The organism is Mesorhizobium amorphae, assembly GCF_014843845.1.
Taxonomy (GTDB): domain Bacteria; phylum Pseudomonadota; class Alphaproteobacteria; order Rhizobiales; family Rhizobiaceae; genus Mesorhizobium; species Mesorhizobium amorphae_A.
This window is the reverse complement of record NZ_JHQS01000031.1, coordinates 1-15,230: the sequence shown is the minus strand read 5'-3', so window position 1 is coordinate 15,230 and position 15,230 is coordinate 1. Positions and strand designations below refer to the sequence as shown.

The following is a 15,230-nucleotide window of genomic DNA, read 5'->3' as shown; positions in this document are numbered from 1 at the left end:
AAGCAGACATTCGACTGCCGCACCGCGTTGGCCGCTTTGCGCCTAATCTCGGTCGTAGAGATAACTTTTGCCGGTTCCTGAAAGCAGACATCGCCGGCGACCAAGGTGGTTGCGCCATGACCCGGCATTTGTGCTGGATGCAGCGAAGGTCGCGATCCGATTCTCGCGGAGGACCTTCAATCCGAAAGCATATCGCCCGATCCGCCGAGTTCCTCAGGCAGGTCTTTCAGCTTGGGAAGGCTATCCTTCATTGGAAGAACCGTCTCCTGGTAATGGACGTGAACTGCCGGTTCGAACTGAGCGACGGAATGAGCGGGGCGTACACGTCGACAAGGTTCCAGGCCGGCAGTTCGGAGAAAAGATGCCCTCCGCAGGCCGTGCACCAGCGGCGCAGACTTCTTCCGCTACGACTGTAGGTCGCGATGTTTTCGGCTCCCTTCAATATGGTCAAGGCGGACGGGGGCCGAAGAGTGAAGCCGTTGACCGGTGCCCCCGACCAATGGCGACAGGAATTGCAGTGACAATAGCCCATCGCGACCGGTTGCCCAGTGACGCTGAACTCGACTGAACCGCAAAAGCATTTTCCCGTATGCGTTTCAGCGCTGCTCATGACAGGCTCCCGCACGAATGAGGGGTGCTAAGTTCCCAGACGATGTTGCCAACGATCGACGGCGGAGGCAATAGATGTCGAGGAATTCGGCCCGCAACCATGGTCTTGCCGTAGCGGGAGGTAGCCGTGCCGCAACGCGTTATCAGACGGCTAGCAGCGATCGTCGCACTTGACGTCGTCGGCTACAGCCGACTTACCGGCCTCGACGAGGAAGGAACGTTGGCCCGCCTAAAGATATTGCGGGACGCCATTATCGAGCCGGCGATCGCAGATGCACATGGGCGCATCGTCAAGACAATGGGTGACGGGCTTCTGATCGAATTCCCGAGTTCTGTGGATGCCGTTCGTTGTGCCATCGTGATCCAAAGCGGGATGGCGACCCGCAGTTCTGATACCGAGGCGGACCGGCGCGTGGAGTTGCGCATCGGAGTTCACGTCGGCGACGTCGTGGTCGATGGCACCGACCTCCTTGGGGACGGCGTCAACATTGCCGCACGGCTCGAGGGTGTAGCTCCCGCGGGAGGGGTCTCGATCTCGGAGGACGTCTGGCGCCAGGTCGACGGCAAGGTGGCCACCACCTTCTCTGACATGGGCGAGGTCGTTCTGAAGAACATCTCGCGACCCGTCCGCGTCTATCGCGCCAACCTTGGCAAGGAAAGCACGGACCAGCCCCCGTCGCACGCGATGACTCGGGAAGACCTGCCGACGATCGCCGTGATGCCGTTCTCAAACCTGAGCGGCGATCCGGACCAGGAGTTCTTTGCAGATGGCCTCGCCGAGGACATCATCACCACCCTGTCCAAGCTCTCGGGCCTGCGGGTGATCGCCCGCAATTCCAGCTTCATCTACAGGGACCGGGCCGCTGACGTCCGGGACGTGGCCAAGCAACTGGGCGTGCGCCATGTCCTTGAGGGCAGCGTCCGGCGGAGCGGCTCTCGCATTCGCATCTCGGTGCAGCTTATCGACGGGCGGTCCGGCTCTGCCATCTGGGCTGAGCGCTACGACCGCACCATCGAGGACATCTTTGCCGTCCAGGACGAGATCACCCTCGTCCTTGCCACGGAGCTGCAGGTCAGTTTGACGGAGGGTGAACAGGCACGGCTTCAGTACACGACAACGAGCAATGTGGAGGCTTGGACCCAATGGGTTCACGGCCTTTCTTATTACCGACAGGCGGTGACGAAGGAGAACTGCGGTCGGGCGCTTCCCCATTGGGAGAAGGCGCTGGCCCTCGACCCTGGCTCGGCGGCGCTCAACGGAATGCTTGGCCTGCTCCATTATGTGGATGCCCGCTTTGGTTGGTGGGATACCCGCGAGACGGCTCAGCATAAGGCGCGATCCTACGCCGACAAGGCTCTCGAACTCGATTCTGAAAGTGCCGTTGCCTTCACGACGTCGAGCCTTGTGCTCCTGCTGGAGGGACGCTTTGATGAGGCCGCCGCCCATGCCAGAAAGGCCGTCGAACTGGCTCCGGGGTCTGCCGACGCGGCGAGCTTCGCGAGCTTCGTATTCGCCTCCGCAGGTCTCCCCGAGAAGGCTATCGAGTACAGTGAGAGGGCGACGAAGCTCAGTCCCAAGTATCCAGGATATTACCTCGGACATCTCGGCCACGCCTATCGCCTCGCAGGTCATTTTGAGATTGCGATCGCAGCGTTCAAGGCTTACGAGGCGCGCAATCCCGGCTTCGGCCTCGTCGACCTCGTGATTGCATATTGCCAGAGCGGACGTGCTGATTTAGCCGAGCAAACAGCCAAGCGTCTTCTATCCCGACATCCTGACTTCACCATTCGAAGATGGGCTTCGACCCAAATCCGACGCGATCCCACGCAACTTGAGGCCGAGAAGGCCGCCCTTCGTTCCAGTGGCCTGCCGCTCGGGGACTAGACAGCTCAAGAGGCGACTTCGGCCGAACGTGTGCGCATCGCGCAGCCCGACCCACGGCACGACGGGCCGCAGCGGTCGCTATCGACCTGAAGGTCCGCAATTAAAGATCTGAGGTTCGAAGCTGCCAGTCCGCTTTCGGCCCAAAATGATTGTCGCTTCCATAATTCGTTTTCCTTTCGGCCAATGTGGCCGAAGGAGAAACAACTATGGGAATTTCACGGTATGATCCTCCGGATCAGGAGCGACGGGCTTGGAATGCCGGCAAGAAAGTTGGTGCGAAGCGACCTCTGAAGCAACGGCAAATATGGGCTATACGATTCCTCCTCGATCGCGAACGGCGCTTGCGCGATCGAGCGCTTTTCGATCTCGCAATCGACAGCAAGCTACGCGGATGCGACCTGGTGAAAATCAAGATCGGCAGCCTGGTCGTCGGTCCAGAAATCCGAACGTGTGCAATTGTAATTCAGCAAAAGACACGACGACCTGTCCAGTTTGAGTTGATGCCTGACGCGAGATCGAGCTTGCTAGCGTGGCTCGAGCGGCGTGGCGGAACAGTCGACGATTTTGCCTTCCCAAGCAGGGTCGATTGTTCTGCTCACATGAGCACACGACAGTACGCCCGGTTAGTCGATGAATGGGTTACAGCGATCGGTCTTCGCCCAGAGGACTATGGCACTCATTCGCTACGTCGCACGAAGGCCTCGATCATCTACAAGGCGACGGGGAACCTGCGAGCGGTGCAGCTCTTGCTCGGCCATACCAAGATCGAGAATACGGTTCGCTATCTTGGCGTGGACGTCGAAGATGCGCTTGCCCTCGCCGAAGGGACTGAGATCTGATCAGAATCATAGTGGCCTCTCGGCGTGCCCCGGGGGGCCGTCACGCGCCGCGTTTCGGACATTCGAGAGGCGCCATGGCATTTGTCAAACCTGCCGTTCTCTAAAGTCGTCGCAAAGGCCGGACACGTCACGACGGCGGCGTAGTCGAGGCACCCGGCATGTACCTGTTTGGGCAAGCAGTTCCAGACACGGCGCCGGTTACGATGAGCGACCTCAGCGATCATCTCGCGCTCCTTCTTCCACGGCGGACCATGCCCGATTGACGGATCCGCGCCAGTCGCCGCATCGCGCGGTGGCCTGTCGAATTTGGGGAAACGAGACCTTCGTAGACACACCAAGGCAGTGGGCGATACACTTGCGACCGCGTTAGCCAGAGGCGGAAGGGAATGACGAAGCAACGCGTTCAGCGGCGTCTTGCTGCTATAATGTCGGCTGACGTCGTGGGCTACAGCCGCCTCATGGGAGCGGACGAGACAGGAACACTGAGTGCGCTCAAGGAACTGCGCCGCAACTTGATAAGCCCGATCCTCACCGAGTATCGAGGGCGTCTGGTGAAGCTCATGGGCGATGGAGCATTAATTGAGTTCGCCAGTGCGGTCGATGCGGTGGACTGTGCAGTCTGCATTCAGCGCCGCGTTGCCGAACGAAATCTCGCAATGCCCGATAGCGCGTCGATCTCCTTTCGGATTGGTGTGAACGTAGGCGATATCATCATCGATGGCGAAGACATCTATGGCGATGGCGTCAACGTCGCGGCGCGACTTGAAAAGCTGGCTGACCCAGGCGGCATCTGTATCTCCGGCATGGCCTTCGACCAGGTAAAAGGCAAACTCGACGCCGGGTTCCAGGACTTCGGAACTCACCAGGTAAGAAATATCGCAGATCCCGTACGGACGTATCGAGTGGTTGCGGCGAGCGTGTCGAGCCAACCGGCTGGCCCTATTCCCTTGCCGGCCAAACCGTCGATCGCCGTCCTGCCGTTCGACAACATGTCCGATGATCATGCCCAAGAGTATTTCTCGGATGGCATATCCGAAGATCTGACGACGGCACTTTCGCGTTTCGAATGGTTGTTTGTTATCGCGCGCAACTCCGCCTTTACCTATAAGGGCAAGGCCGTTGACGTGAAGAAGATTAGGCGGGAGCTCGGGGTCCGGTATATTCTCGAAGGCAGTGTGCGCCGGGCCGGTGACCGCGTGCGAATCAACGCTCAGTTGATCGATGCGGAGTCAGATCGCCATGTATGGGCACAGCGATACGACCGCAAGATGGATGATCTCTTCGAGTTGCAGGACGACATCGTGGCCAGCATCGCGTCGGTAGTCGGACCCGAAATCACGTTGGCTGAGATCGAGCGGGCGCGAGGAAAACGGCCGGACGATCTCGGTGCATGGGACCACTATTTGCGGGCGATCGCCGCCTATCACAGGATGACGAAGCAGGATGTGGAAGCGGCGATTGCCGATCTCAGAAGAGCGATCGAGATCGACCCCGATTTCGCCAATGCTCACGCCCTGCTTGGTCAATGCCACGTGCACATCGGGTTGCGCGGATGGATTCGTCCGGCGCGCCTGGCCTTCGAAGAGGCCCGGCGCTGGGCGGAGAAGGCGGTTCACCTGGCGCCAACAAACCCGCAGGCCAATCAGTCTCTGGCGTTCATGCTGGCGGTGACCGGAGAGGCAGAGCAGGCCATTAGGGTGGCCCAACGGGCGATAGAGCTCAATTCGAACTATGCCGAGGCCTACGCGGTCTTGGGGCATGCCCTGGTGTTTCGTGGCGATTTGGAAGGTGGCTTGGCTGCTTGCCAAAGAGCGGAACGCGGCAACCCACGCGATTCTCGCGGAACCTGGCTATATGACGCGATGGGACACGCTTATTTCTTCCTCGGCGATTATGAAAAAGCGATCGACGTTTCGAAGAAGGGGCTTCAACAAGATCCCGCTCTGTTCGGCGCGCTAGTGACATTGGCGTGTTCCTATGCTCGTCAAGGTCGCCCCAAGGAAGCCAAGCATTACGTGGACGAGCTGCTCCGCCTGATTCCGCGCTACTCGCTGCGTGCCCTGCGGAAGAATCCAATGTTTGTTGACCCCAAGATGGCTGACGACCTCATCGAATGCATGCGCTTGGCAGGATTGCCCGACTAGCAACTGGCTTCAATTCTGATCCGACAATCGGGATAGGCGCGCAAGGTGCAATTGCGCGATCGAGAGCAATGCGGGAAGAGCCAGGGGCGATGTCGGCTTCGGGTAAATCACGTCGATGCCCCCAAGAAGCTGAATGTCCGCTTCTGACGATTCGAGTCTTGAAGCTGCCAGTCCTCTCTCGGCCCATGACAGACATAGAAGCGAGCGAACTGCACGTCTGCTTTCCTAAGCTGCTTCCCCGAAATCTGCCGTTCCGCTTTCCACCCATCTCGGTGACGATGTCGTCGATCTCGGGATCGGTCAGCGGTCTCTGCCGGCTGCCGCCGGCGCCAGCCAGCGCGCGTAGATTTCGCCGACGATGCCGCGGCGGAAGACGAGCACGCAGACCATGAAGATCAGGCCGGTGGCGATGGTCACCGGGAAGCCCGAGGTGGCCAAGGTGTTTTCCAGGCCGACGACGAGGCCGGCGCCGACGACCGGGCCGACCATGGTGCCGATGCCGCCGAGCAGGTTCATCAGGATCACCTCGCCCGACATCTGCCAGGTCACGTCGGTGAGCGTGGCGAACTGGAAGACGATTGCCTTGGTAGCACCGGCAAGCCCGGCAAGTGCCGCCGACATGACGAAGGCGGCGAGCTTGTAGCGGCCGACCGAATAACCGAGCGAGATGGCGCGGTTCTCGTTCTCGCGGATCGAGCGCAGGATCATGCCGAAGGGCGAATTGACGATGCGCCAGATGGCGAACACGCCAATCAGGAAGATGGCGAGCACGACATAGTACATGTTCATCGTGACGTTCAGGTCGACGATGCCGAAGAGGCTGCCGCGCGGCACGCCCTGGATGCCGTCCTCGCCTTCGGTGAAGGGTGCCTGGACGCAGAAGAAGTAGAACATCTGCGCCAGCGCCAGCGTGATCATGGCAAAATAGATGCCTTGCCGGCGGATGGCGAGGAAGCCCATCACCAGCCCGAGCAGTGCGGCGCCGCCCATGCCGAGCAGGATGCCTGCCTCGGGCGGCCAGCCCCATGCCTTGACGGCATAGGCGCAGAAATAGGCGGCACCGCCGAAGAAGGTGGCGTGGCCGAAGGACAGCAGCCCCGTGTAGCCGAGCAGCAGGTTGAAGGCGCAGGCAAACAGCGCGAAGCACAGCATCTTCATGACGAAGATCGGGTAGATGAAGAACGGCGCGGCAATCAGCGCCGCTACGCCAAGCGCCACCAGGCCCCATTCCAGCCGCACGGAGGCAGCGGTGCGTCTTTCCTGAAGGGTCAGTTCGCTCATATCAGGCATCCCTTCCGAACAGGCCGGCCGGCCGCAGCAGAAGCACGATCGCCATGATGACGAAGACGACGAGGTTCGACGCCTCGGGGTAAAAAACCTTGGTCAGGCCCTCGGCGAGGCCGAGCATGTAACCGGTGACGATGGCCCCTAAGATCGAGCCCATGCCGCCGATCACAACGACAGCGAAGACGACGATGATGAGATCCGACCCCATCAGCGGGCTGACCTGGTAGACGGGTGCGGCCAGGATGCCGGCAAGCCCCGCAAGGGCGGCGCCCAGCCCGTAGGTGAGCGTCAGGAGCAGCGGCACGTTGACGCCGAAGGCCTGGACCAGCTCGGGGTTCTCGGTCGCGGCGCGCAGATAGGAGCCGAGCCTGGTCTTCTCGATCAAGAGCCAGGTGCCGATGCAGACGACAAGCGAGGCCAGCACCACCCAGCCGCGATAATTGGGCAGGAACATGAAGCCGAGATTGGTGCCGCCGGCAAGCAGCGCCGGCACGGCATAGGGATTTCCCGACACGCCGTAATAGAAGCGGAAGACGCCTTCGATGACCAGCGCCATGCCGAAGGTGAAGAGCAGGCCGTAGAGCGGATCGATCCTGTAGAGCCGCGACAGCGCCGCGCGCTCGACCGCCATGCCGAACAGGCCGACGGCGAGCGGCACCAGGACGAGCGCCGGCCAGTAGCCGATGCCGACATGGACGAGCAGCAAATAGCCGATGAAGGCGCCGAGCATATAGAGCGCGCCATGGGCGAAATTGATGATGCGCAGCAGGCCGAAGATGACGGCCAGCCCGAGACTCAGCATGGCATAGAAGGAGCCGTTGATCAGCCCGACCAGCAACTGCCCGAGCAAGGCCTGGATGGGGATGCCGAAGATCATCGTCATGGCGCCATCATACTCCCAGCACTTCGTGCAGCAGTTCAGTGTGCGCGCCGAGTTCGCCGACCGGGAAGGCTTCCAGCACCTTGCCGTGCTCCATCAAATAGAAGCGGTCGGCGATGCGGGCGGCGAAGCGGAAATTCTGCTCGACGAGCAGGATCGTCATGCCGCGCTTCTTCAAGGTCGCCAGCAATTCGCCGATGCGCTGGACGATGACCGGCGCCAGGCCTTCGGTCGGTTCGTCGAGCAGCAGCATCTGCACGCCTGTCCTGAGGATGCGGGCAATCGCCAGCATCTGCTGTTCGCCGCCGGAGAGCCTTGTGCCCGGACTGTTGCGGCGTTCCTTGAGGTTGGGGAAGAGCTCGAAGATCTCGTCGACGCTCATGCCGCCCTTGGCCACCACCGGCGGCAGGATCAGGTTCTCGTCGACCGTCAGCGTGGCGAAGATGCCGCGCTCCTCGGGAACGAAGCCGATGCCCTGATGGGCGACGCGGTGCAGCGGCAGGCCGATCAGGTCCGCGCCGTTGAAAGTGACGCTGCCGGTGCGCTTGCGGACCAGACCCATGATGGCACGCAGCGTGGTGGTCTTGCCGACGCCGTTGCGGCCAAGCAAGGTCACGGTCTCGCCGCGAAAGACATCGAGGTTCACGCCATGCAGCGCCTGGCCTTCGCCGTACCAGGCGTGGAGATCGCGCACGGCAAGCAGCGGCTCACTCATGCTCCGTCCCCATATAGGCGATCCGGACGCGCTCGTCCTGGCTTACGGTCGCGTAGTCGCCGGCGGCGAGCACCTGCCCGCGCTGCATGACGGTGATCCAGTCGCAAAGATCGGCGACGACGGTCAGATTGTGCTCGACCATCAGCACGGCCCGGTCGCGAGCCAGCGAACGGATGATTTGCGAGATCGTGCCGACATCCTCGTGCCCCATGCCGGCCATCGGCTCGTCGAGCAGCAGCACTTTCGGATCGAGCGCCAGGGTGGTGGCGATTTCGAGCACGCGCTTCCTGCCATAGGACAGATCGCCGGCGAGCCGGTTCGCAGCGTCGTCGAGGCCGACGATGCCGAGGAGTTCGCGTGCCCGTGGCGTCAGTTCGTCGAGTGCCGACAGCGAGCGCCAGAACTGGAAGCCCAGCCCGCTCGGCCGCTGCAGCGCGACGCGCACATTGTCGAGGACGCTCAGATGCGGAAAGATCGCCGATATCTGGAACGACCGGACCAGGCCCATGCGCGCAACCTTTGCCGGCGAGGTCCGGCTGATGTCGGTGCCGAGCAGCTCGATCCTGCCGCTGGTCGGCTGCAGGAATTTGGTCAACAGATTGAAGATCGTGGTCTTGCCGGCGCCGTTCGGCCCGATAAGCGCGTGGATCTTGCCGTCATGAACGTCGAGATCGACATTGTTGACCGCGACGAAGCCGGCGAAGTCGCGCCGAAGGCCGCGGGCGGAAAGCACCACCCGCGGCACGTCCTGATCACCGTCCGGCCGGACGGTCGCGACGGTTGCGCTCGTCACTTGGTGACGAGCGGGCAGCCGCTTTCCTCGGCCTTCATGAAGGCCTTGTCGCCCGGAATGGTCGCAAGATAGGTGTAGTAGTCCCAGTTCTTCTTGCTCTCTTCTGGCTTCTTGACCTGGTAGAGATACATATCGTGCACCATCGAGCCGTCGGCCTGCACCTTGCCGTTGGCGGTGAAGACGTCGTTGACCGGCATCTCATGCAATTGCTTGGCCACCGCTTCGGTCTCGTCGGTGCCGGCCTTGTCGATGGCCTTGAGGTACTGCGTCACCGCAGAATAGGTGCCGGCCTGGATCATGTTGGGCATCCGGTTGGTGCGCTTGAAGAAGCGGTCGGCGAAATCGCGGCTCTTGTCATCACGGTCCCAGTAATAGCCTTCGGTGAGCACGACGCCCTGCGCCGCCTGCAGGCCGAGCCCGTGCACTTCGGCCAGCGTGAACAGCAGCGCCGCCAGCCGCTGGCCGCCTGCGACGATGCCGAACTCGGCCGCCTGCTTGATCGAGTTGGAGGTGTCGAGGCCTGCATTGGCCAGCCCGATGACCTTGGCGCCGGAGGACTGCGCCTGCAGCAGGAAGGACGAATAGTCGGTGGAGCCCAGCGGATAACGCACCTCGCCCTGCACTTTGCCGCCGCTGGCTTTAACCAGCTTGGCGGTCTGCTCCTCGAGCGAATAGCCGAAGGCGTAGTCGACGGTGATGAAATACCAGCTGTCGCCGCCTTGCTGCACCAGCGCTCCGCCGGTGCCGACGGCTTGCGAATGGGTGTCGTAGGCCCAGTGGAAACCATAGGGCGAGCACTGCTTGCCGGTAAGATCGGTCGAAGCGGCGCCGGTCACGATGTCGATCTTCTTCTTTTCCTTGGAAAGCCCCTGGACGGCGAGCGCCACCGAGGACGTGGTCAGTTCCATGATGGCATCGACCTGCTCGGTGTCGTACCACTGGCGCGCTATGTTGGAGGCGATGTCGGGCTTGTTCTGGTGATCGGCGCTGATGATTTCGATCGGCGCGCCCTGGACCTTGCCGCCAAAATCCTCGACCGCCATCTTGGCGGCCTCGACCGACCATTTGCCGCCGAAATCGGCATAGACGCCGGACTGGTCGTTGAGGATGCCGATCTTGACCTTGCCGTCGGAAATTTCGCCCGCTGCTGCAGGCATGGCGGTCGCCGCAAGCAACGCGACCGAGACGAGATAGGATGCTTTCACAGGTGGTTCCTCCCTTGTGGCCAACCGCAGGAAACGCGGCAGCGTCACGATGGTTCAACAGTGTCGTCCGATTTGCTGAGAATACGGCCGGCGTCCCGCTCAGTATGCCTCCGTCCTGCGGGCCGCTGCGTGCCTTGGGTGCACGGGCCGCGACCCTAGCATCCACCCCGAGGTGCGAGAATGCTATTTTCGTAGCATGCCGCGCGTCACCCCGGCCGGCCGGTCACGACTGCGTGAAGCTGCTCGCTGGCCTGCCGGCCCCGCAAGCGTCGACGCCGGTGATCATCCCGGCCGCTCACCGCACCGGCGGCGCGCCGGCCTGCTGGTCGGCGTCGGTCAGCGTCTGCAGGAAGGCGACGATGTCGTCGATCTCGGGATCGGTCAGCGCCGGCTTGCCGCCGGGCTTCTTGCCGAAGGGCGGATCCTGGTTGAGGTTGGCCCAATAGGTTTTGGGAAGGTCGTCATTCTGGCGGACCGTGCCGTCGGCATTCCTGGGGTACCAGCGGCCGGGATCGGTGTCGCGCGTGGCGTAGAAGGCGACGGCGTCGCGCAGCGAATGGAAGTAGCCGTTGTGGAAAAAACTCTGCTTCAGCGCCACGTTGCGCAGCGTCGGCGTGCGGAACAGACCGCAATACTGCGCCCTGCCCTTGAGATCGGTCCTCAGCGGACCGCAGAGGCCGAGATCGAAATAGGTCGGATCGGCATTGGCCTGAATGGCCGGATTGCGCGGCACGCCGATGCCGAGGAAGCCGAAATCGGTGAATTGCGGCGGCTCGCCGTCATTGGCGGGTTCGCTCAGGTGACAGCTGGCGCAATTGCCCTTGGCTTCGTCTTCGAACAGCGCGCGGCCACGCAGTTCCTGCGCCGACAGCGTCGCCTTGCCGGCGAGGAAGCGATCGTAGCGGCTGGAATAGGGATAGAAATCGGCAGCACTCTGCTCGAAGGTGCCGAGCGCCTCGACAGCGGCGTCGAAGGCGCTGTCCGGATCGTCGAACACCTTGTCGCCGAAGACCGCCTCGAGCTCGCCGGCATAGGGCGCCTTGCGCAGTCTGGCCACGACATCGCCGGCATCCTTGTTGGCCATCTCGAAGGGCGACAGCAGCGGGATCCGCGCCTGGTCGCTGCCGTGGTCGGCGCGGCCGTCCCAGGTCAGGCCGCCGGTCGGCCCGTTGTCGACGCTTTCATCGCCCTCGTCGTCGGAATCGTAGAAATGCTCGGTGAAGGCCGGCACCGCCTGCAGATAGCGAAGCGACGGCACGGCGCGCACCCCAGGCCGGTCCATGCCGGGCCCGCCGATTTCGACCGGCGCCGCCGATGCCGGGCCGAAAGCATGGTGCGGATCGTGGCAGGACGAGCAGGCCTGCAGGCCGGAGGCCGATAGCGAGCGATCGAAGAACATTTTTCGGCCAAGCCCGGTCAGCGCGGCCGCCCTGGCATAGGCATCGGCGCGCGACATCGGCCCGGGATGGACGCCATCCGGCCCGGCAAGGACCGTGTTCGCGGGCATGGCGAGCCCCAGCATCGATGCCATGGCGATTGCGATCGTCAGGCTTTTGCGTCGTGCCGCATTCATAGGGTTCAGTCCGGTTCTACACGGGGAAATAGGTAGCCACTGCAACGGATTGATGACCGGTTCCCTCCCTCACGAAACCGTGTTCGCCAGGATGGAAAATGTCACAAAGGTGACAAGGCAGAGAAGTAGCTCCCATCCCTGCTGGTTCGTCGCCCCCGCGCCAGGCATTGCTCCCCCAGCCAACCCAGCCACGAGGTACTTCCCATGACGAGGCTCAAGCTCCTCAATTCGCTTTTTCTGGCCGGCTCAGCCCTGGCTTCATTTGCCACGGCGGCCAGCGCCGCGCCCGCCGGCCTCGACAAGATCGACACCGTCGTCGTCATCTATGCCGAGAACCGCAGCTTCGATAATCTCTATGGCGGCTTTCCCGGCGCCAACGGCCTGTCGAACCTGACGGCGGACCAGGCGCGCCAGCTCGACCGCGACGGCAAGCCGCTTGCCGAACTGCCGCCCGCCTGGGGCGGCCTGACCGCCAAAGGCGTTGTGCCTCCGGTGACCGAGGCGCAGTCGGCGCATCTGGCCAATGCCAGTTTCGCCATCGACGATCCCAAAGGCTTCAACGAGAAGACCAATGTCATCACCCGCGATCTCTGGCATCGCTTCTACCAGGAGCAGATGCAGATCGATGGTGGCCGCAACGACAAGTTCGTCGCCTGGGCGGATTCGGGTGGTCTCGTCTTGGGCCACTATGACGGCTCGGTGCTGCCGATGTGGGCGGTGGCGAAGAAATACGTGCTGGCCGACAATTTCTTCCAGGGCGCCTTCGGCGGCTCCTTCCTCAACCATATCATGCTCGCCTGCGCCTGCGCGCCGGTCTATCCCCATGCCGACACCAGCCCGGTCAAGGGCCAGATCGCCGTCGTCGACGCCGACGGCAAGACGCTGAAGGTTGCCGACAACTCGCCGCCCTCGGCACTCGGCGGCGCGCCGAAATTCGTCAATGACGGCGCCATCACGCCCGACTTCTACGCCGTCAACACCATGCAACCGCCGTATCAGCCGAGCGCCAACAAGCCGGCCGAGGGCGGCGACAAGGCCTTGGCCGACCCGGCCCAGCCGACCACGCTGCCGCCGCAGCACGAGATCACCATCGGCGATCTGCTGTCGCTGAAGGGCGTCTCCTGGGCCTGGTATGGCGGCGCCTGGCAGGCCGCGCTCGACGGCAAGAACGCCACGCCGGTGCCGAACTTCCAGTTCCACCACCAGCCCTACAATTATTTCGCCGCCTATGCGCCGGGCACGGCCGCGCGCGCCGAGCATCTGAAGGACGGCGGCATGGACGGCGTGGCGTTCATCAAGGACATCGACGACGGCAAGCTGCCTGCCGTGACCTTCTACAAGCCGCAGGGCAATCTCAACGAGCATGGCGGCTATGCCGATGTCGCCAGCGGCGACCAGCATCTCGCCGATCTTGTCTCCCACCTCGAAAAGAGCCCGCAATGGAGCCATATGCTGGTTGTCGTCACCTATGACGAGAATGGCGGTTTCTGGGACCATGTCGCGCCGCCCAAGGCCGACCGCTGGGGGCCGGGCAACCGCATTCCGGCGATGATCATCTCGCCCTATGCGAAGATGGGAACCGTCGACCACACGCAATATGACACGACGTCGATCCTGCGCTTCATCACCGCGCGCTACGAATTGCCGGTGCTTCCCGGCATCGTCGCCCGCGACAAGGCACTGCGCAACAATGACCAGCCGCCGATGGGCGACCTGACGGCCGCACTCGATCTCGGCCGGTAGCGCCTCATTCCAATTGCGGGCGGTCTCGATCGAGGCCGCCCGCGATTATTTCTTGCCCTGCGGGTAGATCGTCTCGCCGCCCTTCAGCATCTCGACGAAGGTCTCGATCTTCTTCCTGCGGCCGGCTTCGGTCTTCATGTTGTGGGTGCGGAAGGCGAGCGCGAAGCGGTTCTGGGCGCTGAGCTTGGCCAGCATTTCTTTCGCCTTGGGTTCGGCATCGATGGCGGCCTGCAGATCGTCGGGGATTTTCATGTCCTTGCCGCTGGCATAGGCACGGCCCCAACGGCCGTCGGCCCTGGCCGCCTCGACCTCTCTCAACCCATGTTCGGTCATGCGGCCCTCCGCTATCAGGCGGGCGACATTGTCGACATTGATCTGGCTCCAGATGCTCTTTTTGCCGCGCGGCGTGTAGCGCTGCAGGTAACTCATGTCGTCGAGGCTCTTGCGTACGGCGTCGATCCAGCCAAAGCACAGCACGACGTCGATGGCCTGCTTGGGTGTGATCGACGGCAGGCCGGAACCCACCTTGTGGACCTTGATCCAGACTTCGGTCTCGGTGGCGTGATGCTGGCCGAGCCAGGCGTAGAAGCTCTCCGGATCCCGGAATTCCCTGACCTTGTCGGGGTCGACCTTGACCGGCGCCATCAGGCGGATTTTCCTTTTGCGAGCATCAGCGTCCTTCCTCCTAATCCTCGAATAAAGCAGCAGCGGGACCTCGTAGCAAACCTTGCGGGAGTGGCTTGCGCCACAGCCGACGCCCATGCCAGTTTCCAGGCGTGAAAGTTCGCAAAGCGCGCTGCATCCCCGTTGGTCGAAGCCGGGCAAGGCAGACTGCAATTCGGGGGAATGCCGTGCGATCCATATTATTCGGGCTTGCGCTGTTGCTGTCGACCTCGGCCATGGCCGAACCGATCGAAAGCCAGAAGATCATCACCGCCGCCACCGGCGACTTCAACCGCGACGGCGCCACCGACCTGGTCATGATCGTCGAGACCCAGCCCAGCGACCCGATGGACGTGCATTTCTTCCTTGGGGATAAGGAGCACAACTATCTCAAGCCGGCGGACGTGGTGCGTGAGCAGGTCTACGGCGAATGGAACGGCTACGACCGGCCGGGCTACGAGAACTCCGACACGGAGCCGCAACTGACCGCGCTGGCGAACGGTTCGATCAAATTCCATCTGCCGGCGATGCCGCAAGGCAGCGAGCGCACCAACCAGACGCTGACCATCGCCTGGCGCGAAGGCGCCTTCATCGTCGCCGGCTTTGCCTACGACCATGACGATGCCCTGAAGGAAAATTCCAAAAGCAGCTGCGACTACAATGTGCTGACCGGCAAGGGCAAAAGCAGCAAGCAACAGCCTGACGGCAAGACGGTGCGCAGGAATGTGTCGGTCGAGGGCGCGGTTGTACCGTTCGCAGAGTGGAACACGGGCACGGGGTTTTCGGCTTGTGGGGAGTGAGGGCGGAGCGCCGCGCCGAAGCTGCCAATCTCCCCCCTCGTGGGGGAGATGGCCGGCAGGCCAGAGCGACTGTCTTGGAAGTCAAGCGTTCTGC

Annotated in this window: 12 protein-coding genes and 1 pseudogene; 5 read left to right on the top strand and 8 right to left on the bottom strand. The window is 62.6% G+C overall.

The annotated features are described in order from the left end of the window. Positions 1-176: 176 nt before the first annotated feature. Positions 177-610, bottom strand: a pseudogene (locus tag DH08_RS14865) (GFA family protein). Positions 611-736: 126 nt separating this feature from the next. Here DH08_RS14865 and DH08_RS14860 point away from each other — a divergent pair. The 3 genes from DH08_RS14860 (at position 737) to DH08_RS14850 (ending at position 5,477) form a co-directional block, all read left to right on the top strand. After that, on the top strand, positions 737-2,494 hold the full coding sequence (locus DH08_RS14860; RefSeq protein WP_192180013.1) for an adenylate/guanylate cyclase domain-containing protein: 1,758 nt from the start codon (positions 737-739) through the stop codon (positions 2,492-2,494). A 206-nt stretch (positions 2,495-2,700) separates the two neighbouring features. Continuing rightward, positions 2,701-3,333, top strand: coding sequence for a tyrosine-type recombinase/integrase (locus tag DH08_RS14855; protein ID WP_192180012.1), 633 nt, complete (start codon positions 2,701-2,703; stop codon positions 3,331-3,333). Positions 3,334-3,719: 386 nt separating this feature from the next. Next, the gene (locus tag DH08_RS14850) at positions 3,720-5,477 is read left to right on the top strand and encodes an adenylate/guanylate cyclase domain-containing protein (protein WP_192180011.1); all 1,758 of its coding nucleotides are present in this window, start codon (positions 3,720-3,722) and stop codon (positions 5,475-5,477) included. Positions 5,478-5,777: 300 nt separating this feature from the next. On the opposite strand, the gene DH08_RS14845 is transcribed toward DH08_RS14850, so the two are convergent. The 6 genes from DH08_RS14845 to DH08_RS14820 all read right to left on the bottom strand — a co-directional run bounded on the left by DH08_RS14845 (position 5,778) and on the right by DH08_RS14820 (position 11,888). Further along, positions 5,778-6,758, bottom strand: coding sequence for a branched-chain amino acid ABC transporter permease (locus DH08_RS14845; RefSeq protein WP_192180010.1), 981 nt, complete (start codon positions 6,756-6,758; stop codon positions 5,778-5,780). Position 6,759: 1 nt separating this feature from the next. Continuing rightward, the gene (locus DH08_RS14840) at positions 6,760-7,647 is read right to left on the bottom strand and encodes a branched-chain amino acid ABC transporter permease (protein WP_192180009.1); all 888 of its coding nucleotides are present in this window, start codon (positions 7,645-7,647) and stop codon (positions 6,760-6,762) included. Positions 7,648-7,654: 7 nt separating this feature from the next. Then, on the bottom strand, positions 7,655-8,359 hold the full coding sequence (locus tag DH08_RS14835; RefSeq protein WP_192180008.1) for an ABC transporter ATP-binding protein: 705 nt from the start codon (positions 8,357-8,359) through the stop codon (positions 7,655-7,657). Further along, positions 8,352-9,152 (bottom strand): ATP-binding cassette domain-containing protein, encoded by an 801-nt coding sequence (locus DH08_RS14830; RefSeq protein ID WP_192180007.1) that lies wholly within the window; start codon positions 9,150-9,152, stop codon positions 8,352-8,354. Before DH08_RS14830 ends, DH08_RS14835 begins: the two co-directional genes overlap by 8 nt. Then, positions 9,149-10,357 (bottom strand): ABC transporter substrate-binding protein, encoded by a 1,209-nt coding sequence (locus tag DH08_RS14825; protein ID WP_192180006.1) that lies wholly within the window; start codon positions 10,355-10,357, stop codon positions 9,149-9,151. The genes DH08_RS14830 and DH08_RS14825 overlap by 4 nt, the downstream gene beginning before the upstream one ends. A 295-nt stretch (positions 10,358-10,652) precedes the next feature. Then, on the bottom strand, positions 10,653-11,888 hold the full coding sequence (locus DH08_RS14820; RefSeq protein WP_246800849.1) for a cytochrome-c peroxidase: 1,236 nt from the start codon (positions 11,886-11,888) through the stop codon (positions 10,653-10,655). A gap of 246 nt (positions 11,889-12,134) precedes the next feature. On the opposite strand from DH08_RS14820, the gene DH08_RS14815 reads away from it, so the two are divergent. After that, complete coding sequence (locus DH08_RS14815) at positions 12,135-13,673, top strand: acid phosphatase (RefSeq protein ID WP_192180004.1); 1,539 nt, start codon at positions 12,135-12,137, stop codon at positions 13,671-13,673. A 45-nt stretch (positions 13,674-13,718) separates the two neighbouring features. Here DH08_RS14815 and DH08_RS14810 read toward each other — a convergent pair whose 3' ends face one another. Then, positions 13,719-14,318, bottom strand: a complete 600-nt coding sequence (locus tag DH08_RS14810; protein WP_192180003.1) for a YdeI/OmpD-associated family protein — start codon at positions 14,316-14,318, stop codon at positions 13,719-13,721. Positions 14,319-14,524: 206 nt separating this feature from the next. Here DH08_RS14810 and DH08_RS14805 point away from each other — a divergent pair, with 206 nt between their 5' ends. Continuing rightward, positions 14,525-15,136 (top strand): hypothetical protein, encoded by a 612-nt coding sequence (locus tag DH08_RS14805; RefSeq protein ID WP_192180002.1) that lies wholly within the window; start codon positions 14,525-14,527, stop codon positions 15,134-15,136. Positions 15,137-15,230 lie beyond the last annotated feature (94 nt).

What these genes read in the sequence shown, in the direction of transcription:
- DH08_RS14835 (WP_192180008.1), bottom strand. Translation starts at nt 8,359, where the DNA reads ATGAGTGAGCCGCTGCTTGCCGTGCGCGATCTCCACGCCTGGTACGGC.
- DH08_RS14810 (WP_192180003.1), bottom strand. Translation starts at nt 14,318, where the DNA reads ATGGCGCCGGTCAAGGTCGACCCCGACAAGGTCAGGGAATTCCGGGAT.
- DH08_RS14855 (WP_192180012.1), top strand. Translation starts at nt 2,701, where the DNA reads ATGGGAATTTCACGGTATGATCCTCCGGATCAGGAGCGACGGGCTTGG.
- DH08_RS14815 (WP_192180004.1), top strand. Translation starts at nt 12,135, where the DNA reads ATGACGAGGCTCAAGCTCCTCAATTCGCTTTTTCTGGCCGGCTCAGCC.
- DH08_RS14845 (WP_192180010.1), bottom strand. Translation starts at nt 6,758, where the DNA reads ATGAGCGAACTGACCCTTCAGGAAAGACGCACCGCTGCCTCCGTGCGG.
- DH08_RS14850 (WP_192180011.1), top strand. Translation starts at nt 3,720, where the DNA reads ATGACGAAGCAACGCGTTCAGCGGCGTCTTGCTGCTATAATGTCGGCT.
- DH08_RS14840 (WP_192180009.1), bottom strand. Translation starts at nt 7,647, where the DNA reads ATGACGATGATCTTCGGCATCCCCATCCAGGCCTTGCTCGGGCAGTTG.
- DH08_RS14820 (WP_246800849.1), bottom strand. Translation starts at nt 11,888, where the DNA reads ATGGCATCGATGCTGGGGCTCGCCATGCCCGCGAACACGGTCCTTGCC.